The following is a 19,729-nucleotide window of genomic DNA, read 5'->3' as shown; positions in this document are numbered from 1 at the left end:
GGCGGGGGCGCTGCGTTAGCCTGGCACCATGTTGAACCTTGTCAGCCATGGTGCGCCTGGCGCACTTCCGCCGCTACTCATCGTGCATGGCCTTTTTGGCTCGGCCCGCAATTGGGGTGTGATCGCCCGCCGCCTGGCTGAGGGCAGGCAGGTGCTTGCGGTCGATATGCGCAACCACGGCGACAGCAAATGGAACCCGGCGCATGGCTACGCCGAGCTTGCCGACGACCTTGCCAAGGTGATTGCCGCCAACGGCGGGCAGGCCGATGTGCTTGGCCATTCCATGGGCGGTAAGGCGGCAATGCTGTTGGCGCTCGGCGACCCTGCGCGGGTGCGCCGCCTGGTGGTGGCCGACATTGCCCCGGTGGCCTATGGCCACAGCCAGCGACATCTGGTGGCGGCAATGCGGGCGCTTGACCTTGGCGGGCTCAGCCTGCGATCCGACGCCGACCGGCGGATGGCGCTTTCGGTGCCCGATGCGGCGGTGCGGGCGTTCCTTCTGCAATCGCTCGACCTCAAGGCAACACCGGCGCGCTGGAAGCTGAACCTCGCGGCGCTTGATGCCGAAATGGAACGCATCACCGGTTGGCCCAACACCTCGGGGCAGTTTGCGGGACCGGCGCTTTTCGTGAAAGGCGCGCTGTCGGATTACATCCGGCCTGAACACCACGCCGCAATCCTTGCGCTGTTTCCGGCGGCGCGGTTCAGCGAAATTGCGGGCGCGGGGCACTGGCTGCACGCCGATGCCCCGCGCGAATTTGAAGAGATCGTGCGCGGTTTCCTCGCCTAGCCGGGGCGCTTCATCCGCGCCAGCAGTTTGTTTTTCAACACGAACTGGTGATAGAGCGCACCCGCCACATGGAGCGCCACGAAAAGCAGCATCAGAACCCTCAACACGCTATGGACCCCGGCGGCAGCCTCAATGCCGCCAATCCATGCCGTCGCGCCCGAAACCGGCATGCCGATCAGCAGCAGGTAAAGCAGCCCATGCGTCGCCTTGGCCACAAGCTTCAGCGGGGCCGATTCTTCGGCGGGCGGTTGCGGCGCGCCTCGGGTGACGCGCAACACCAGCCGCCAGATCACCAGCGCCAGCACCAGCAGCCCACCCGCCACATGCGCCCCGATCAGCGTGCTGAACGCAACCTCTTCGCCCCGGCCCATCGCGCGCCAGGCTTCGGAAATGGGGTTTTTCAGCACGAATTGCAGCACGATCAGCAGCGCCACGATCCAGTGCAGCCAGATTTGCGAGGCGGAGTATCCGGTTGGGTTTGGCATATTATCCTCAAATACAAGAGCGCGCCGTCGCACCCTGGGGTGCAACGTGCGCCACAAGGCTTTCCGTCGCCGATCTCAGGCGGTCGCGAGCATTTTCTTGGCCACGAGCCAAGACGCCGGTAGCGCCAGCACCGCGCCAATGGCTGCCGCATACAGGATCGCGTTCAGACCATCGCGCCCGGTGCTCAGCGCCACGACAATGAGAATACCAGCAAGGGTCGGGCCCGCAACAGCGTAGATCAGTGATGCAAGACGAAACATGTAAGCCTCCTGAAAGCGCGCGCTTCATGGGCACAAAAACAGGTTTCCCGGGACCCGACATTGATCTGGGTCATGGTGTCGGGGCCGGGCAGGCAAGCCGCATCCGCGCCTCGCCGGTATCACCCGGCAGGCCGGTGACCACAGTTCCTGGCAGCACCCGGCAGCCGGTGGTCTCGGCGACAGCGCGCAGCATCAGTTCCGCCACCGGCACGCGTTCGGCGCGGCCGAGATAACCCATGCGGATCACCTCGGCGGCGTTTCCCTTGTGCAGCACGACAAAGCGAATGCCTTCGAGCGTGATCTCGTGGCGGGTGGCACCAAAGAACTCGGGCGCGGGCGAGGCGCAAGCGGTGACGAGGGCGAAGACGAGAAGCGGGCTGCGCATGCGGCGAGACTGCCGCAGCATGGTTAATCAAAAGTTACCGCCTGCCTGCGGCACCGAATCGCGTTGCAGTTCCGCACATGCCTCCGCACTCTGGCACCGTTCCCTTGAACCCCGGAGTGCGCCATGATTGCCCTGCCTGCCTCTGCCCGCGTCGTCATCATTGGCGGCGGCATTTCGGGCTGTTCGGTGGCCTATCACCTCGCCCGCCTTGGCTGGCGCGACATCGTGCTGTTGGAGCGCCAAAAGCTGACTTCGGGCACCACATGGCATGCCGCCGGGCTGGTCGGGCAGTTGCGCGCCAGCCTCAACATGACCCGGCTGGCCAAGTATTCCGCCGATCTTTACGCGCGCCTTGGCGACGAAACCGGGCTTGCCACCGGCTTTCGTGCCTGCGGCTCGATCTCGGTGGCGCTGACCAATGAGCGGCGCGAGGAATTGCTTCGGCAAGCCGGGCTGGCGCGGGCCTTCGGGGTCGAGGTGGCCGAGCTTTCGCTGGCCGAAATCAAGGCGATGTATCCGCATCTGAACACCGAAGGCGTAACGATGGGGGTGCATCTGCCAGCCGACGGGCAGGCCGACCCCGGCAACATCGCGCTGGCGCTTGCCAAGGGTGCGCGCGCGAAAGGCGCGCTGATCGCCGAGGGGGTGAAAGTTGCCAGTGTGACGCAAGCGGCGGGCCGGGTGACCGGAGTCACCTGGGTGCAGGGCGAGGCGCAGGGCCACATTGCCGCTGATCTGGTGGTGAACGCGGCCGGCATGTGGGGCCGCGATCTGGCGGCGGCATCGAGCGTGGCACTGCCGTTGCATGCTTGCGAACATTTCTACATCGTCACCGAACCCATTGCGGGCCTTGAGAGGCTGCCGGTGCTTCGGGTGCCCGATGAATGCGCCTATTACAAGGAGGATGCCGGCAAGATATTGCTGGGCGCGTTCGAGCCAAAGGCCAAGCCCTGGGGCATGCAGGGAATTCCCGAAAGCTTCTGCTTTGATCAGTTGCCCGAGGATTTCGACCATTTCGAACCGATCCTCGCAGCGGCTGTCAACCGCATGCCGATGCTTGCAAGCGCCGGGATTCACACGTTTTTCAACGGGCCAGAGAGCTTCACCCCCGACGACCGCTATTATCTGGGCGAGGCCCCGGAGCTGAGCGGCTACTGGGTGGCGGCAGGGTATAACTCGATCGGCATCGTCTCGTCGGGCGGCGCGGGCATGGCGCTGGCCTCCTGGATGGATGGTGGCGAGCCGCCCTTCGACCTTTGGGATGTCGATATCCGCCGCGCCCAGCCTTTCCAGAAAAACCGCCGCTATCTGCGCGAAAGGGTCAGCGAAACGCTGGGCCTTCTTTATGCCGACCATTTCCCCTGCCGCCAGCCAGCCACGGCGCGCGGCATCCGCCGCTCGCCGGTGCACGAACATCTGAAGGCTGCCGGGGCGGTCTTTGGCGAGACCGCTGGGTGGGAGCGGGCGAACTGGTTCGCGGCAGCGGGCGAGGTGCCGGAATACCGCTATTCCTGGGGGCGGCAGAACTGGTTTGAAAACTCCGCAGCCGAGCACCGGGCGCTGCGCCAGGGCGTGGGCCTTATCGACATGTCGAGTTTCGGCAAGATCCGGGTCGAGGGGCCGGGGGCGCTGGCGTTTCTGGAGCGGGTCGCAGCGGCGCAGATCGATGTGGACAACGGGCGCATCGTCTATTGCCAGATGCTGAATGCGCGCGGCGGTATCGAATCCGACCTCACGATCACCCGGCTTTCCGAAACGGCGTTCTTGCTGGTGGTGCCCGCCGCCACCTTGCAGCGCGATCTGGCATGGCTGCGCCGCAACCTCGGCGGCGATCTCGCCACCATCACCGATGTCACCGCTGCCGAAGCGGTGCTCTGCCTGATGGGGCCGCGCGCCCGCGAGGTGCTCGCCGCCTGCTCACCTGCCGACCTTTCCAATGCCGCGCATGGCTTTGGCACGGCACGCGAAATCGAGGTGGGCATGGGTCTCGCGCGGGCGCACCGGATCAGCTATGTGGGCGAACTGGGCTGGGAGCTATATGTTTCAACCGATCAGGCCGCGCATGTGTTCGAGGCGCTGACCGAAGCGGGCACGGCGGCGGGGCTGCGGCTTTGCGGGCTGCACGCGATGAATTCGTGCCGGATGGAAAAGGCCTATCGCAGTTTTGGCCATGACATCACCGATGAAGATCATGTGCTTGAGGCAGGGCTTGGCTTTGCCGTCGCAACCGACAAGGGCGGCTTCATCGGCCGCGAGGCAGTGCTGCGCAAGCGCGAGGCCGGGCTGACACGGCACCTGGTGCAATTCCTTCTCAGCGACCCCGAGCCGATGCTTTACCACAACGAGCCGATCCTGCGCGACGGCCGGATTGTCGGGGTGCTGGCTTCGGGGGCCTATGGACACAGCCTTGGCGGTTCGGTCGGGCTTGGCTATGTGCCCTGCACGCATGCGGGCGAAAGCGGCGCGGAAATGCTGGCGGCGCGCTACGAGATCGAGGTGGCGGGCCAGCGGATCGCGGCGCGGGCAAGCCTTGCGCCGCTTTACGACCCGAAGTCGGAGCGCCCGCGCGCCTGAACGGGCGCACGGGCGGTTCCGGGGCGGCTCAGGCGTGTTCCTTGGCGTGCGCGCGGCAGATCGCCTCGGCTTCCTTGCCGTGCAGTTCCTGATAGTGGTCAAAGCTCGACTCGAACCAGCCGGTGCCCTGCGTGGCAGTTCCGAGGCCCCGGATCAGATCATCGCGCGATGATCCGGGCAACAGCAGCCGCGTCACATCCCAGCCGCGCGCCTCCGGGTTCGGCTCGAAGCCGAGCACCTGCCCCTTGAGCGTCGAAATTAGCGAGACGATGGCACCCGAAAACACTGACGGCGCGTGAATTTCCATCCGCTCGATCGGCTGCAATAGCACCGGTCCGGCGTTTTGCAGCGCCTCGCGCGTACCCATCTTGGCGGCGGTGCGGAAGGCGTGGTCGGAACTGTCAACGGCATGGTGCTTGCCATCGGTCAGCGTCACCGCAACGTCGATCACCGGAAATCCGAGCGGACCCGATTTTGTGGCGTCGCGCGCGCCCTCTTCGACCGACGAGATGAAGTTGCGCGGCACCGCGCCGCCCTTTACCACCTCGTCAAAGGCAAAGCCCGCGCCGCGTTCCTGCGGGCGCACGATCAGCACCACATCGGCAAACTGCCCCGAGCCACCCGACTGCTTTCGGTGGCGATAGTGTTCCTCGGCCTGACGCGAAATGGTTTCGCGGTAGCTGGTGCCGGGGATCTGGTCGGTCACCTTCACGTCGAAGTCGTCGGCGATCGACGCAAGGATACGGCGCAGATGCAACGGCCCCTGCACGCGCAACACAGAATGGCCGGTATCTTCGTCTTGCGCCACTTCGATGCCAAGGTCGGTTTCCTGCATCCGCGCCAATGCGGTTGACATGCGCGCCTCGTCGCGCTCGTTGGATGGCAGCAGGATCCGCGCCAGAATCGGGCGGTGGCCGCGCACCCAATCTGGGCACTCAACCGCGCTGCTGGCAGTAAAGAGCCGCCCGGAATTCAGATGATCGGCCTTGACCGCAACCCCCACGCTGCCCGCAGCCAGCGTTGCAGCACCAGTTTCCCCAAACTCGGTCAGGTTTCCGACATTGCCACCGGCAAGCGTGGTGCCTGCCTTCACGCCATCGCCAAGCGCCCGCAGATAAACCGCCTTGCCGAGGTGCTTCTGGAATTCGGCATGAAAGCCCACCGCGATCGCTTCGCCCGTTGGGCTGAGGCGGGCGCGCAACGTGGCGACCGATGGGGCCTCGTGGCGCAGCGCCTTCATCAGGCGCATGACACCGTTCACATGGCTTGCGGCACCGAGATAGGCCGGGATCAGCTTGTTGTCTTGCAGGATGCGGGCGGCGGTCTGGAACAGCTCTCCGGTCGGCGGCTCGCGGTCTTCGATCAGTTCCTCGAGCAACCCGTCATCGAATTCCGACAGGTGTTCGAGCAACTCGGCGCGGGCCTGATGCTCGACCTCGCGCATCGAATCGGGAATTTCCATCATGAACGAGGGTTTGCCCTCCTGGTAATGCCAGGCTCGTTCCGAAATCAGGTCAATCGCGCCGACCACCATGCCGCCTTCGCGGATCGGGATCTGGCGCAGAACGAGGGTGTGCTGCGAATACCCCTGTAGCGATGAAACGATGTCATGCACGCGGCCCTGCGGCGTATCCATCTTGTTGATGAAGATCAGGCAGGGCGTGCCAGAGGCCTCGATGACGCGCAGATAGGGCGCGGCGAGCACCGCCGCCGCGGGGTCGGATGGCACGCACAGAATGACCGCATCGCTGGCGGCAAGCGCGCTGCCGGTGGTGCCCGAGGGTTCGGCACCGCCCGCGACATCGAGCGCGCACCAGGGTTCGTTCAGAAATGTGAAGCGGGTCAGTGCGAGGTTGCCGGCAGTTTCCGTGCGCGGGGTCGCGCCCTCAAGCTGGCTCAGTGCCCGTACGAGCGTTGTCTTGCCCGATTGGGATGGCCCAAGAACTGTAAAGCATCGCATCCGTCAAACCCTCCTGTCTGTCCGGGCACCTGGATGGCACCCGGCGGGGTTCGGGTCGGATTGCGATCCGTCACCCCGATTGCCTGTGGCCACCATGACCGCGGCCCGTTCCGACAATTGCATGGGTCAGCGGCACGGGCAACTGCTCAGAGGCCGTGCACCGGTCTATCGGCGCTGCCGCGACAATCGGTCCGCTGCGGCGGGCAATCAGGCAGCCGCAGGGGCGATGCTGCCAAGCGTTCCAAGATCAGCGCAAGGACACGGACCTGCGGGCGTTGGCAGGGAAGCGGAGTGCGCACCCACGCTAACGGCCATGCCGACCCAAATCCTGATGCCACGCGCGGCGGGGTGGTTCACCACATATATCAGCGCAGCACGGGGGGTGCGGCGCGGATGCCGGGCGGTGTTTGCGGTGCAGGCGCGGGGCCGGGCGACGGAACCCGCGGCCCGCCATTCCAGGCGACAGAAAGATCGGTTGCCAACTCGTCAATGGCGGCGCGGCGGTCAAAGGCCATGGCGTTCCATTTCGGGTCAGGCCGCGGTTTTCTGGCTGGCGTGGCGTTGCGGGTGGAATCGGTGGCCGATCAGGGCGCGGGGTCGTTGTGCTCTGGTTGCATTTGTCAGACTTTTCACCACTGCGAATGCAAAGATTCGGGCCAATTTCGAGCATAATTTCAATGAACCGGCCTAACCCATGAGCGCCAGCAGCGCGGAGACGGTAAAGAAGGAAACCACCGTGGCGACGATAAGCGCGGTGGCGGCCATCGCCTCGTTGCCCCAGCGCAGGCCAAAGAGCGCATAGATCGAGAGCATCGGCACCGAGGCGATAAGCACGCCCGAGGTGAGGAGCGCGGGCGGCGAGGGGCCGAGCAGATAGAGCCCGGCAAGCACCGCCGCCGGGTGCAACACCAGCTTGCCGAACACCACCCGCGCCACCGCCGCGCCTCCGATGCCCGATGGCGGCAGGTCCGCGACCGCCGAGCCGATCACCAAAAGCGCCACCGGTGCCGCGACCGGGGCAAGCATGCCCAGCACCTTCAGCACCGCGTCGGGCAGCACGAAGCCGGTGACCGAGGCGGCGACCCCCACCAGCACCGCGATCAGCAGCGGGTTTTGCACCATGCCCGCAAGCGTTCGGCGCAGCGCCGCCAGCCGCCCGCCGCCGCCCGATGCTTCGGCCAGCGTCACCGCCAGCGGCATGATCAGGATGTTTTCCACCAGCATCGCCATGGCAAACGCCCGCAGCGCCACATCACCTACCAGAAGTGCCGCCACCGGCATGCCGAGATAGGCCGAGTTGGAGCATGACATGCCCAGCGCCTCGAGCGCGGCTTGCGGCATCGGCCGGCGCAGCGGCCCGCGCGCCAGCGCAAAGCCCGCTGCAAAGACCGCCAGCGAGCCCGCCGCGTAGCCCGCGATGAAATCCCAGCGCAGGGTTTCGGCCAGCGGCGCGCGGGCCAGCGCCAGAAAGATCAGCGCGGGCATCGCCACGCGCAGCACCACGCGGCCGATGGCGCGCATGTCGGAAACCGCGACATAGCCCAGTTTGGCAACGGAAAAGCCAAGCGCAATCATGAGGTAAATCGGCAGCGTCAGCGCAAATACCGCCAGCATCAGCGCCCCCGGCGGGGCGCAGATGTGGCGCAGTCAGGGTGGTGCCGGGTCAGGTCTTCCACTTCTTGGCCAGATCGCGGGCACCGCGCAGCATGATTGCCTGATCGACATCGACCGCGGTAAAAAGCGTGCCCGCCGCCATCGCTTCGGTAAGCAGCGACGGGTCGAGCGACAGGATGCCCGCGGGTTTGCCAGCCTTGCGGATGCGCCGCACGGCGTCGAGCACCGCGGCCTTCACCTCAGGGTGGCCGGGGTTGCCGGGATGGCCCATCGAGGCGGCAAGGTCGGCAGGGCCGATGAACACGCCATCCACCCCCTCGACCGCGCAGATCGCCTCGATATGGGGCAGGGTTGCGGCGGTTTCGACCTGCACCAGCAGGCAGACCTCGGCATTGGCGCGGGCGTTGTAATCAGGTATCGCGCCGTAGCGGCTGGCACGGGTGATGCCCGCGACACCGCGCACCCCATGCGGAGGGTAGCGCACTGCCTGCACCGCGCGCGCGGCTTCCTCGGCACTTTGCACATAAGGCACGAGGATCGTCTGCGCGCCGATGTCGAGTAGCCGCTTGATCTCCACGAGGTCGAGCGAGCCGGGCCGCACCAGCACCTGCGTGGCATAGGGCGCTGCCGCTTGCAGCATGGCCTGCACGGTCGCCAGATCCATCACCGAATGTTCGGTGTCGATCAGCATCCAGTCAAAGCCGCATCCGGCGATTGATTCGGCATGACCGGAACCGGCGATCGTAACCCAGATGCCGATCTGCTGTCGGCCTGCGGCCAGCCCGGCCTTGAAGTGGTTCTTGGGCAAATCCATCTGCGTCTCTCCCTGATGTCAGTTCTGCACTATTATCCGGCACCCCTCGCGGGCGGAGGTTTTGACGGCTTCGATCACCGCCAGCGTTTTCAGCCCTTCGCGCCCGGGAACCAGCGGTGCCTCGGCAGCGGTAATGACCCGGGCGAATTGTTCAATCTGCAACACCAGCGGGTCGCCCGACGGCCGCGGGCCGATGCGGGCCGAAAGCGGCTCCCACCAGCCGCGTTTGCCCGCGTTGTGCCAGAGCCTGCCCGCAGGCAATTCCAGCGCGCCATGGGTGCCGCCAATCAGGTAGCAGGCCTCGGAGCTCTGCGGATAGGCGGGGTTTTCGCCACTGGTCAACTCCCACGACCAAGGCGCGGGAATGGTGTCGGAAACATTGGCGGTGCCAAGCGCGCCATTGGCGAATTCGAGTGTCAGAACAGCGGTTTCTTCTACCCGGTTGCCGCGCACGGCGCTTGATTGCGCGGCCTGCACGGCAGTGATTTCGCCGACCAGATACCGCAACAGATCGACATCGTGGATGAGGTTGATGAATACCGGCCCGGCACCGGGTTCGCGCCGCCAGGCAACATCGAAATAGTCGTCGGGCTTGAAGAGCCAGAACATCGAATGGACCGAAACCACCGTGCCGATTTCGCCGCCCGCGATCATCGCCTTGGCGGCAGCGATCAGCGGGTTGTGGCGGCGGTGGTGGCCGACAGCCAGCGGCACGCCGGCCGCCTCGGCGGCCTCAACCAGCACCCGCGCCGCCGCAACATCGGTGGCGAGCGGCTTTTCCACCAGCACCGGCAGGCCCGCGCGCAGGCAGGCCAGGCCGCCTTCCACATGCTGCGCATTCGGCGTGGCAAGGATGACGCCATCGGCCCCCCCCGCCGCCAGCATCGCCCCGAGCGTCGGGAAATACGGCACACCCTCGGCCGCCGCAAAACCGGCGGCGGCGGGCAGCGGGTCGATGATCGCGGCAAGGCTTGCGCCTGCCGCTTGCGCCATTGCCTGCGCATGGCGCTTGCCGATCAGCCCGGCCCCCGCGATGGCAATGCGAGCGGTGGTCATGTCTTGGCTGCAAGCTGCGCGATGCGGCGCACGGCGGCCTGATAGCCCTCGGTGCCGAGCCCGGCGATCACGCCCTCGGCGCGCAGCGACACATAGGAATGGTGGCGGAAGGATTCGCGCTTGTGCACGTTCGAGATATGCACCTCGATCACCGGCCCGTCGAAAGCGTTGAGCGCATCGAGAATGGCAACCGAAGTGTGGGTGAAGGCACCAGGGTTGATGACGATGCCGCAGGCCGATTTGCGCGCCTCGTGGATGGTGTCGATCACCACACCTTCGTGGTTGGACTGGAACAGTTTCAGCCCGAACCCGAGCCCCTCTGCCAGTTTGCGGCAATCTGCCTCGACATCGGCCAGGGTTTCGCGGCCATAGATTTCGGGCTGGCGCTGGCCGAGAAGGTTCAGGTTTGGCCCGTTCAGAATGTAGATGGTCTTGCTCATCGTCGTTCCCCCTTGATGCTGCGCGCCTCTGGCTGTGGCATCCTTCGCAATCTGGCGCATGCGCCAACTCTACCTGTGAATCGACAGCTTCGCCGCAGGTTTCTACGCGAAAAACCGCCATAGGGAAACTGGATAATTGATTATTAAGCGAACATCTTCGCATCCTGTATAGCGTGGATGAAAACAGCTATCGCCAGATATTTTCTGGACAGGCGGCCCAGAACCTGCGAACCTCAGGGTCGCATTGCCCCTGAGGGGGAATCTGTCCGGCAATGGGAGGACCAGCCATGACTTATTCGATTACCCGCCGCGCGGTACTTGGCGCAACGGCGGCCGCTACCATGATTCTCGCGGCAGGCATCGCGGCCGCACAGGACAAGATCCAGCTGCGCATGTCCACGGTCGCCACCGAGACCGACCAGCGCACGGTGGCGCTTGCCGAAGTGTTTGGCCCCGGCGTCGCGGCCTTTGCCAATTATGAGGCGCACTACAACGGTACGCTGTTCAAGCAGGCGACCGAGCTTGAAGCGATTGCCCGCGGCAACCTCGAAATGGCGATCATTTCGGCGCAAGAGCTCGCGTCGTTCTTCCCCGAATTCTCGGTTTTCACCGCAGGCTACCTGCACCGCGACGCGGCGCACCAGGTGGCGGTGTTCAACGACCCGCTGATGGACCCCTTCAAGGCCAAAGTGGAAAAAGAGCTTGGCGTGAAGCTGCTGACGATCATGTATCTTGGCCGCCGCCAGTTGAACCTGCGCTCCGAAGGCACGGTCATGACCCCCGCCGACATGGCTGGCGTCAAGCTGCGGATGCCGGGCACCGACGCCTGGCAGTTCCTTGGCACCGCGCTTGGGGCGAACCCGGTGCCGGTCGCGTTTGGCGAAATCTACACCGCGCTGCAAACCGGTGCCATCGACGGGCAGGATAACCCTCTGCCCACGGTGAAGGATTCGAAATTCTACGAGGTCACCAAGCAGATCGTGCTGACCTCGCATCTGGTTGACCTCAACTACCTCGCGCTGTCGCTAGATTCCTGGAACAAGATGACCCCCGAGCAGCAGGCGATCACCCAGAAAGCCGCTGACGACGCCGCCGCCCTTGGCCGCAGCCGTCAGCTGAAACTTGAAGACGACCTTGTGCAGTTCTTCAAGGATCAGGGCCTGAAAGTGTATGAGCCCGATGTTGCGGCCTTCCGCACCCAGGTGCAGGCGGCCTATCTTGCCTCGTCCTATGCAGCCTCGTGGCCTGCGGGCATCGTTGACGCGATCAACGCCGCCAACTGAGGACGGGCCGCATGCAGCGCTTCAGAAGCCTGCTGCGAAACACGGCGGATGGGGTGGCGGCAGCAATGCTTGCCACCCTGTTTTCGGTGTTCATCGTGCAGATTGCCGCCCGCTATATCTTCAACCTGCCAGTCGGCTGGACCCAGGAGGTCAGCGCCACGCTCTGGCTGTGGCTGGTGCTCTGGGGCGCGGCCTTTTGCCTGCGCGATGAAGACCATGTGAAATTCGATCTGCTCTATCAGGCAGCGCCGACGCGCTGGCAGCGCATCTTTGCAATGCTGGCGGCGGTGTCGATCATCATCGCGGTGGCAGGTGCTCTGCCTGCCGCCTGGGACTATGTGGATTTCTACAAGATCAAGCGCAGCGCCGTGCTTCAGGTCCGCATGAAGTGGGTTTTCATCATCTATATTCTGTTCAGCGTCGGCCTTGTTGCGCGCTACGTCATTGGGCTGATCGCCATTCTGCGCGACCCCGGCGCGCCGCCATCACGCCCGCTTCCCATACCCCAGGAGCCGCGCTAGATGAGCCTCGCATTCATTGTCTGTCTGGTGGCGGTGTTCGCGCTTGCCGCCATTGGCACGCCGATCGGCTATTCGCTGTTGGTCGCGGCCACGCTTTATCTGGCGGTTGACGGGGCCGACCTTGCGCTGGCAGCAGAGCAGCTTATCCAGTCGATCTATGATGGCTACACGCTGCTGGCGGTGCCGTTGTTCATCATCGCCGCCAACATCATGAACGCGGGCACGGTTTCGGAGCGGCTGCTGACCTTCTGCGTTGCCGTAGTGGGCCGGTTCCGCGGCGGCATGGGGCATGTCAACATTCTCTCGTCGCTGATCTTTTCCGGCATGTCCGGCTCGGCGGTGGCCGACGCGGCGGGGATTGGCAAGATCATTACCGAAATGATGGTGAAAACCGGGCATTACTCGCGCGGGTATGCCGCCGCCGTGACCGCCGCCTCGGCAACCATCGGCCCGATCATTCCGCCATCGATACCGATGGTGATGTATGCGCTGATATCGAACCAGTCGATTGGCTACCTGTTTCTTGCGGGTATCCTGCCGGGGCTGCTGATGGGCTTCATGCTGATGTCGATGAACTACGTCATCTCCTGGCGCCGGGATATTCCGGTGGAAGCGCCAACGCCGCTGCGCGATGCGCCGGGTATCACCATCCGCGCCTTTCCGGCGCTGATGATGCCGGTCATACTGCTTTCGGGCATCTACGGCGGTGCGACCACGCCCACCGAGGCCGCCGCCATTGCCGCGCTTTACGCGCTGATGCTTGCCACCGGGCTTTACCGCTCGCTTCGTCTGCGCGAATTCTACCGCGTGGTGGTTGACAGCGCGCGCCAGGCTGCAACGGTCGGCATCGTCATTGGCTGCGCGCTGATCTTCAACTACATCGTTGCGACCGAGCGGATTCCGCAGATGCTTTCGACCTACATGGCCGATCTCGACATCTCGCCGCTGATGTTCCTGCTGGCGATGAACCTGCTCATTCTTGGCCTTGGCTGCCTGCTGGATGCAACCACGATCATTCTCGTGGTGCTGCCGCTGTTCATTCCCACCGCGAATGTGCTCGGCATCGACCTGATCCATTTTGGCGTGGTGATGGTGGTGAATGCGATGATCGGGCTGATCACCCCGCCCTACGGGATGCTCCTGTTCGTGATCAATGCGGTCACCGGCATCCCATTGCGCGATATCATCGTGAACGTGTTGCCGTTCCTGTTTGCACTGCTGCTGGCGCTTGTCGCGTTGACAGTCTTCCCCGACATCTCGCTGATGATCCCGCGCTATTTCGGGTATCACGGATGAGCGAGCCGGTGCGGACGCTCCGTCTGGGGCTGATCGGCGGCAACATCACCGCCACACGCTCGCCCGCGCTGCATGTGCTGTGCGGGCTGTCGCTGGGGGTGAATGTCACCTACGATCTGATCATTCCGGCAGAGTGGGGGCTGGGCTTTCCCGACCTTCTGGCGCAATGCGCGCGGCTCGGCTTTGCCGGGGTCAACGTGACCTATCCGCATAAGGAAGAGGCGGCGGCGCAGGTGCCTGCGGGCGATCCCGTGGTGCGGGCGATGGGGTCTGCCAACACCGTGCTTTTCACCCCCGAAGGGCCGCGCGCCTTCAACACCGACCATTCCGGATTTGTTGCAGCCTGGCGCGCCGCCTTTGGCGCGCGAAAGCCCGGGCGGGTGCTGGTGCTGGGCACTGGCGGCGTGGGGCGGGCGGTCGGCTTCGGGCTTGCAGACCTCGGAGCCTCGGAAATCCTGCTTCATGATACCGACGCGGGCAAGGTAGCGTCGCTTGCCGCGGCGATCCGGGGCCATTCGGCGGTTGCGGTCGCCGCCGCAGACCCGGCCCGCCTGCACGATCTTGCGGGGATCGACGGGGTGGTGAACTGCACCCCTCTTGGCATGGAGGGCCGCCCGGGATCACCGCTGCCCGAAGCGGTGCGCGGACGTCCGGTCTGGGCGTTTGACGCGGTCTATACCCCGGCCGACACGCCTTTCCGGGCGCAGGTCACCGGGCTTGGCGCGGCATTTCTAGGCGGCTACGAGCTTTATTTCCAGCAAGGGGTGCGGGCGTTCGAAATCTTCTCCGGGCTTGAGGTTGCCAACCCGGACTGGGTGCGGGGCATCTTGAGCCACCGCGCCTAGGCGACTTGCGCGGCGTGGGCGCGCAGGGCGTGCTCCACCCCGCCTTCGATATGGCGCACCAGAATCTCTTTTCCTCGCACCGCATCGCGTTCCAGCGCCGCCTCGAGCAGCGCTTGATGCTCGTCGGCGGCTATTTGGCCGCGAAAGGTGAGGTAAACCATCTGGTAGCGCAGATAACGGTCGAACACCGAGCCGTGCACCGCCAGCAATTCCGCCGATCCGCAGCCCATGATCAGCGCGTGATGAAACCCCGAATCGTAGCGCTTCCATTCCACCCGGTCGCAAGCATCGCCCGCGATCATCCGCTGTTCGATCCGGCTGAGCTTGTGATGCGCAGCGACCACGCGCGATTTCCACTCCAGATCGCCGACATGGAAGGAACGCTCGAGCGCGTGCAACTCGATCAGCGTGCGCAGGGCCGCCAATTCGCGCAGGTTGGCCTCGGAAATTGGTGCAACGGCAAAACCGCGCTGGTCTTCGGCCACCGCCAGCCCCTCGCTTGCAAGCCGACTGAGCGCCTCGCGCAGGGTCGGCACGGAAACTCCGTAGCGCGCGCGCAGCTCTTCCATCCGCAGCCGCGAGGCTGGCGCGAGCTTTCCGAAAATGATGTCGGATCGCATCTTTTCATAGGTCGTCTGGGCAAGCGATTGCGTCACGCCGGGGGGCCTTTCCGTTTGCGACAGACTAGCGGCTGCGGCAGTCTGTCACCAGAGAAATCGCCGATCATCCATTTTTTGCAGGAAAGATTGCTGTGGCGCTGATCGTCGCTTATGCTCGGGGCGCAGAACCGGAAGGCCCAGTATGGCGACGAAAACGCGCAAGGAAACCCTGTCGAGCCGCATCGTCGCCGACCTGCGCGCCGCTATCGTGCGCGGCGAGCTTGCGCCGGGCGAAAAGATCAACCTCGACCGGCTGCGCGAGGCGCAGGACGTCTCTATCAGTCCGTTGCGCGAAGCGATGTCGCGGCTGGTGGCGGACGGGCTGGTGGCCTTCGAAGATCAGCGCGGCTATTCGGTGACGCCGGTTTCGCTTGGCGATCTTGCGGAAATCACCCGGCTGCGGGTCGCGCTCGAATCGCTGGCACTACGCGGCGCTGTCGCGGCAGGCGATCTTGATTGGGAAAGCCAGGTGATGGGCGCGCTCTACCGGCTGCGCACCACGCCCCGCAGCGCCGAGGCCCCCGCTGCATGGGAGGCGGCGCATACCGGGTTCCACATGGCGCTGCTGCGTGGCGCGGCGATGCCGCTCTTGTTGCAGTTCTGCGCGCAGTTGCGGTGCCTGCAAGACCGCTACCGCGCGCTCTACCTTGCCGACCTGCCCGCTGGCCGCGATGTGCAGGCCGAGCATGATGCCATCGCCGCCGCCGCCTGCGCGCGCAACGCCGATCTGGCGGTGTCGCGGCTGGTCGCGCATATCGAGGCAACCGGGGCGCTGCTGCGGGCGCGCATGCTCGGCTAGGCCCGGTTCAGACCCCGCAAAGATGCACGGCAATGCCCAGCGCGTCGGCAAGCGATGCCTTGGCGAGCATGGCGCGGTCTGCCGCCGCGGCATCTTCTGCATAAACCACCTGAATGTGGTTCGCCCGGTGCCGCGCCATCATCGCATCGCGCGACACACCCTGCAAAACTGCGTGCATCATCGGCCATTCGGGGCTGGTCGCTGCCGCCCGGCGGCGGCTTTCGGCCTCGGGCAGGGTCACGGCGCGGCCGCGGCCAAGGTCCATGTGCAGTGCACCACCTTCAACAAAAATCCGGCTCCAGATGATTTCTCCGGGCTTTGCCACGCCGCGCAGGCTGCCGCCACCGGCGGGAAAATACATTGCGGGCTGGCGCAGGCTTTCCGACCCCGCCCAGCCGCCAAGGTGATGCGCGGGGGGGGCGGCACCGGAGATTTCGAACAGCCAGACAAACTCGCTTTTGCCATCCACCACGAAATTCTCGCCCCAGCGCAGGTCGTGCAGGGTGTTTTCGACCGGCTGGCCAAGGGCGCTGTGCAGGCGGTTGATCAGCACACCATCAAGCCCGGCGCATTCATCAACCTCGTTGAAATGCACGATTGCCTGACCATCGCGGATCACCGAACCATCGGCGCGGCTGACTGGCGGGCGGTCGGCGTTGTTCAGCATCCCTTCCACCAGATCGGATGCGGGGCAGAGGTCTTTCAGCCCCTGCTGATACTGAATCCCTATCGCCTCGCAGCCGAAGGCATCGGCCAGCCGCACTGCCGCGACATACATCCGGCACTGATCGATCACCTGCACCTCGGTCAACTCGGTCGCCGGGTTCTGGCCAAGGTGAAAGGTCATGCCCTTGGCGCGCATCCAGTCATAGGCGGCGCGGGCCTCGGCCTCGGGCACCTGACGGGTGGCAAAGTAAAGCGCCGACTGTGAGAGTCGTTCCTTGTAGATGCCCAGCGGCATCAGCAGCTCGTCGGGAATGATGGCGTTGTACATGCCCATGCAGCCCTCGTCGAAGACCCCGAGAATGAGCTTTCTGGCGCGGATATCGTCAGCAATCGCGCCCGCCATTGCGGCATCGGCGGCAGGCACGGTGGCGGGGTCGAACGCGCGCAGATGGCGCAGGTCATGTTTGATTTTTCCTGTTCCGAGCCATTCCTGCAACCCGTTCAGAAAGAAATCATCGGAAAAAGCCACGCTCCACAGCGATGAGAACGGCACCCCCGCCTTGGTAAGCGAGCCGTTCAGGTTCAGCAGACCAACCAGCCCCGGCCATTGCCCGGCCCAGTTCGCCACCGTCAGGATCGGGCCCTTGTGGGCGAATAGCCCGGCAAGAAGGTGGTGCGAATATTGCCAGACGGCCTCGGCGACAATCAGCGGGGCCTGCGGCTCGATATTGGCGAAAACATCCATGCCCTCGCGCTGGCTGGCGATAAACCCGTGACCCGCAGGCTTGACCGGGTGGGCGCGCACAAGCTCGTGGCCCATGCCCGCCAGCACCTCCGCCAGCCGCGCCTCCATCGCGCTTTGCGCGGGCCAGCAGGTCAGGTTCGCGCTTTCGCGCAGGTCGCCGCTGGAAACCAGCATGATCTTGGTCATTTATGCCTCCACAACCGCCATCAGGGCGGCATAGTGCTGAAAATCGTCCTGCATGCGCCGGAACACGGCGTATTTTGCATCGTGATAGGCGGCAATCGCGCCGCCGCGCGGGGCAATGGCATGAACCGGCCCGCTCATCGCCGCCATGGCTGCGGGAAGGCTGGCAAAGCTGCCGGATGCGACCGCCCCGAGCATCGCGGCCCCCAGCAGCACCGGCTCGGCCTGCGCGGGCACCAGCACGGTGCAGCCGGTGGCATCGGCGGTTTCGCGCAGATAAAGCGCGTTCTTCGCCAGCCCGCCGCTCACCACGATCGCGTCAACCGCCGCCCCCGCCGCGCGCATTTCGGTGATGATGTGGCGGGTGCCATAGGCAAGCGCCTGCACCGTTGCGAGGTAGTCCAGCGCAAGGTCGTTCGCATCATGCGCAAGCGTGAGGCCGCTGATCGCGCCGTGGCGCGTCGGGTCGGCCAAGGGCGAGCGGTTGCCGTGGAAATCCGGCTGCACATGGCGGGTGCGGGTCAGGGTTGCGGTTTCGAAAGCCATTGCCGCCAGCCGCGCATCAAGCAGGTCGGTCGGGCGCAGGCCCTTGGCGCGGGCCTCCGCCTCGACCTCGGCAAGGGCCGCGTGGCGGGACAGAACTGCGTCGATCAGCGCGCCCGCCGCCGATTGGCCGCCTTCGTTCGCCCAGACCCCACCGATCAGCACCGAAAGGTACGGCCCCCAGACACCGGGCACGAACACCGCCTCGGGCGCGGTCAGGATATGGCAGGCCGAGGTGCCCGCGATCACCGCCAGCCGCGCCTCCCTCCCGCGTTCGGGTGCAACACCCAGCGTGCCGAGCGCGCCCGCATAGGCGTCGATCATGCCGCTGGCAACCGGGGTGCCGGGGCTGAGCCCCAGCTCTGCCGCCGCCGCGGCGCTGAGTGTACCCACCGCCTCGCCCGGCGCGGCAAAGCGGGTGCCGATACGCGCCGGGTCACCGGCGAGATCGCCAAGCCCGATCTCGGCCAGAAAGCCCTTGTCCCAGCCCTCGCCCGCGGTGCCCTTGTGGCCAAGATAGGCCCATTTGCACACCGCCGAGCAAAGCGAGCGTGTCTCGGTGCCAGTGGCACGATGCGCGAGCCAGTCCGGCAGATCCCAGAACCGCGCCGCTTTCGCCCAGGCTTGCGGCAACTCGCGCTTGAGCCAGCGGAGTTTCGGCATCTGCATTTCAGGCGAAATGACACCGCCGACATGTGCCAGCACTGCCGCACCGGTGGCATTGATCGCCTCGGCATCGGCAATGGCGCGGTGGTCCATCCAGAGCACCACGTCTTGCCCCGCCGCACCATCCGGGCAGACCGAAACCGGGCCTCCCTTGGCATCGGCCACCACCAGCGAGCAGGTTGCGTCAAAGCCGAGGCCCGCAATGTCACCTGCGGCCACATCCGCGCCGGACACCGCCCCCCGGCAGGCCGCCGCCACCGCCGCCCAGATTTCAGCCGAGCTTTGCTGCGCGAAATCGGGGCGCGGCCAATGCGCGGCGATCGGTGCGGAAGCGGCGGCAAGAAGTTGCCCGCTGGCGTCGAAAACCCCAGCCCGCGCGCTGCCGGTTCCGACGTCGATTCCGATGAAATGGCCCATTCAAACCCCCAGTGCGCGCCGCCGCGCCACCTCGATATGCGCTTCAAGCGCCGCCCCCGCTGCGGCCGGGTCGCGCGCCAGCATCGCTTCGATGATGGCGATATGCTCGCCCATCACAGTCGGCAACAGCGCCGGCAGCATCCGTGTTTGCGCCAGCCGGATCAGCCGGATACGCACGGAATTGACCCGGTAGACATTCGAGATCAGCTCGTTTTCCAACGCATCCACCATGCGGTCATGGAATGCCCAGTCGAGCTCTTGCGCGCGGTCAAGAGCGGTTGGCGTGACCCAGCCACCGGCTTCGTCCTGCGCCGCGCGATGCGCCGCAAGCAGCGATTCAAGCTCGGCCCGCGGCGCGGTCTGGCAAAACTGCGTTACCGCCTCGCGCTCGATCACCAGACGCAGCTGAAAGGCGTTGCGGATCAGATCGAGGTCGACCTGTGCGACTTGCAGCCCCCGCTGCGGCACCGCGCGGATCAGCCCATCCGCCTCAAGCCGCGGAATCATTTCCCGAATCGCCCCAAGCGGCATGCCGGTAATCTCGACCAACTCGCGCTGCGAAACGAACTGGCCGGGCGCAATGGTGCGGGCAAGCAGATGCTCGGTAAAGCTCGCGTAGGCCTTGTCACGCAGCGTCTGGAACTCGATCTGATCGGCAGCCAAGACAGTTTTCCCCGTGTCGCCCATGCCGAAAGGTCTGCTTGGCACAGTAACATGTTATTTGACC

The 19,729-nt window shown here is 65.3% G+C and carries 19 protein-coding genes; 7 read left to right on the top strand and 12 right to left on the bottom strand.

Annotation, left to right across the window (positions count from 1 at the left end):
- The first annotated feature begins 28 nt into the window (after positions 1 to 28).
- Positions 29 to 790: an alpha/beta fold hydrolase gene (locus Q8J98_RS02655; RefSeq protein ID WP_305293030.1), complete on the top strand. Its 762-nt coding sequence runs from the start codon at positions 29 to 31 to the stop codon at positions 788 to 790.
- Here Q8J98_RS02655 and Q8J98_RS02650 read toward each other — a convergent pair.
- From Q8J98_RS02650 to Q8J98_RS02640, 3 genes are all read right to left on the bottom strand, one after another.
- The gene (locus Q8J98_RS02650; RefSeq protein ID WP_305293029.1) at positions 787 to 1,275 is read right to left on the bottom strand and encodes a cytochrome b; all 489 of its coding nucleotides are present in this window, start codon (positions 1,273 to 1,275) and stop codon (positions 787 to 789) included. The two genes, Q8J98_RS02655 and Q8J98_RS02650, sit on opposite strands and share 4 nt — an antisense overlap.
- 75 nt (positions 1,276 to 1,350) lie before the next feature.
- Entirely contained in the window at positions 1,351 to 1,536 is a 186-nt protein-coding gene (locus Q8J98_RS02645; RefSeq protein WP_305293028.1) for a CTP synthetase, read from the bottom strand.
- A gap of 70 nt (positions 1,537 to 1,606) precedes the next feature.
- A complete protein-coding gene (locus Q8J98_RS02640; RefSeq protein WP_305293027.1) occupies positions 1,607 to 1,921 on the bottom strand; it encodes a hypothetical protein in 315 nt (104 codons plus the stop codon).
- A gap of 123 nt (positions 1,922 to 2,044) precedes the next feature.
- Between Q8J98_RS02640 and Q8J98_RS02635 the strand changes: the two genes are divergently transcribed.
- A complete protein-coding gene (locus Q8J98_RS02635; protein ID WP_305293026.1) occupies positions 2,045 to 4,495 on the top strand; it encodes an FAD-dependent oxidoreductase in 2,451 nt (816 codons plus the stop codon).
- A 28-nt stretch (positions 4,496 to 4,523) separates the two neighbouring features.
- On the opposite strand, the gene Q8J98_RS02630 is transcribed toward Q8J98_RS02635, so the two are convergent.
- The 5 genes from Q8J98_RS02630 to aroQ all read right to left on the bottom strand — a co-directional run bounded on the left by Q8J98_RS02630 (position 4,524) and on the right by aroQ (position 10,379).
- Positions 4,524 to 6,455, bottom strand: coding sequence for an elongation factor G (locus Q8J98_RS02630; protein ID WP_305293025.1), 1,932 nt, complete (start codon positions 6,453 to 6,455; stop codon positions 4,524 to 4,526).
- Between the two features lie 687 nt (positions 6,456 to 7,142).
- Positions 7,143 to 8,069, bottom strand: a complete 927-nt coding sequence (locus Q8J98_RS02625) for an AEC family transporter (RefSeq protein ID WP_305293024.1) — start codon at positions 8,067 to 8,069, stop codon at positions 7,143 to 7,145.
- Positions 8,070 to 8,118: 49 nt separating this feature from the next.
- Positions 8,119 to 8,883 (bottom strand): HpcH/HpaI aldolase/citrate lyase family protein, encoded by a 765-nt coding sequence (locus tag Q8J98_RS02620; RefSeq protein WP_305293023.1) that lies wholly within the window; start codon positions 8,881 to 8,883, stop codon positions 8,119 to 8,121.
- 18 nt (positions 8,884 to 8,901) lie between these two features.
- Complete coding sequence (locus Q8J98_RS02615) at positions 8,902 to 9,939, bottom strand: Gfo/Idh/MocA family protein (RefSeq protein WP_305293022.1); 1,038 nt, start codon at positions 9,937 to 9,939, stop codon at positions 8,902 to 8,904.
- Positions 9,936 to 10,379, bottom strand: a complete 444-nt coding sequence (gene aroQ, locus Q8J98_RS02610; protein WP_305293021.1) for a type II 3-dehydroquinate dehydratase — start codon at positions 10,377 to 10,379, stop codon at positions 9,936 to 9,938. The genes Q8J98_RS02615 and aroQ overlap by 4 nt, the downstream gene beginning before the upstream one ends.
- Positions 10,380 to 10,666: 287 nt before the next feature.
- Here aroQ and dctP point away from each other — a divergent pair, with 287 nt between their 5' ends.
- Genes dctP through Q8J98_RS02590 form a run of 4 tightly spaced genes read left to right on the top strand, consistent with a single transcriptional unit; the run spans position 10,667 to position 14,324 of the window.
- Positions 10,667 to 11,662, top strand: a complete 996-nt coding sequence (dctP, locus tag Q8J98_RS02605; protein ID WP_305185550.1) for a TRAP transporter substrate-binding protein DctP — start codon at positions 10,667 to 10,669, stop codon at positions 11,660 to 11,662.
- Positions 11,663 to 11,673: 11 nt separating this feature from the next.
- Positions 11,674 to 12,183: a TRAP transporter small permease gene (locus tag Q8J98_RS02600; protein WP_305293020.1), complete on the top strand. Its 510-nt coding sequence runs from the start codon at positions 11,674 to 11,676 to the stop codon at positions 12,181 to 12,183.
- The gene (locus Q8J98_RS02595) at positions 12,184 to 13,479 is read left to right on the top strand and encodes a TRAP transporter large permease (protein WP_305293019.1); all 1,296 of its coding nucleotides are present in this window, start codon (positions 12,184 to 12,186) and stop codon (positions 13,477 to 13,479) included.
- Positions 13,476 to 14,324, top strand: a complete 849-nt coding sequence (locus Q8J98_RS02590) for a shikimate dehydrogenase (RefSeq protein ID WP_305293018.1) — start codon at positions 13,476 to 13,478, stop codon at positions 14,322 to 14,324. The genes Q8J98_RS02595 and Q8J98_RS02590 overlap by 4 nt, the downstream gene beginning before the upstream one ends.
- Here Q8J98_RS02590 and Q8J98_RS02585 read toward each other — a convergent pair.
- Positions 14,321 to 14,980 carry a GntR family transcriptional regulator gene (locus Q8J98_RS02585; protein WP_305293017.1) on the bottom strand — a complete coding sequence of 220 codons (660 nt, stop codon included), beginning with the start codon at positions 14,978 to 14,980 and terminating at the stop codon, positions 14,321 to 14,323. The genes Q8J98_RS02590 and Q8J98_RS02585 overlap by 4 nt on opposite strands.
- 145 nt (positions 14,981 to 15,125) lie before the next feature.
- Here Q8J98_RS02585 and Q8J98_RS02580 point away from each other — a divergent pair, with 145 nt between their 5' ends.
- Positions 15,126 to 15,782, top strand: coding sequence for a GntR family transcriptional regulator (locus tag Q8J98_RS02580; RefSeq protein ID WP_305293016.1), 657 nt, complete (start codon positions 15,126 to 15,128; stop codon positions 15,780 to 15,782).
- Positions 15,783 to 15,789: 7 nt separating this feature from the next.
- On the opposite strand, the gene Q8J98_RS02575 is transcribed toward Q8J98_RS02580, so the two are convergent.
- Genes Q8J98_RS02575 through Q8J98_RS02565 form a run of 3 tightly spaced genes read right to left on the bottom strand, consistent with a single transcriptional unit; the run spans position 15,790 to position 19,665 of the window.
- Complete coding sequence (locus Q8J98_RS02575) at positions 15,790 to 17,379, bottom strand: fucose isomerase (protein WP_305293015.1); 1,590 nt, start codon at positions 17,377 to 17,379, stop codon at positions 15,790 to 15,792.
- Positions 17,380 to 19,002, bottom strand: a complete 1,623-nt coding sequence (locus tag Q8J98_RS02570; RefSeq protein ID WP_305293014.1) for an FGGY-family carbohydrate kinase — start codon at positions 19,000 to 19,002, stop codon at positions 17,380 to 17,382. It abuts the gene before it with no gap.
- Positions 19,003 to 19,665: a GntR family transcriptional regulator gene (locus Q8J98_RS02565; RefSeq protein WP_305293013.1), complete on the bottom strand. Its 663-nt coding sequence runs from the start codon at positions 19,663 to 19,665 to the stop codon at positions 19,003 to 19,005.
- Positions 19,666 to 19,729: the final 64 nt, after the last annotated feature.

It is taken from the genome of Phaeovulum sp. (assembly GCF_030684035.1).
In the GTDB taxonomy this organism is placed as follows: Bacteria; Pseudomonadota; Alphaproteobacteria; order Rhodobacterales; family Rhodobacteraceae; genus UBA6213.
This window is presented reverse-complemented; position numbering and strand designations above follow the sequence as displayed.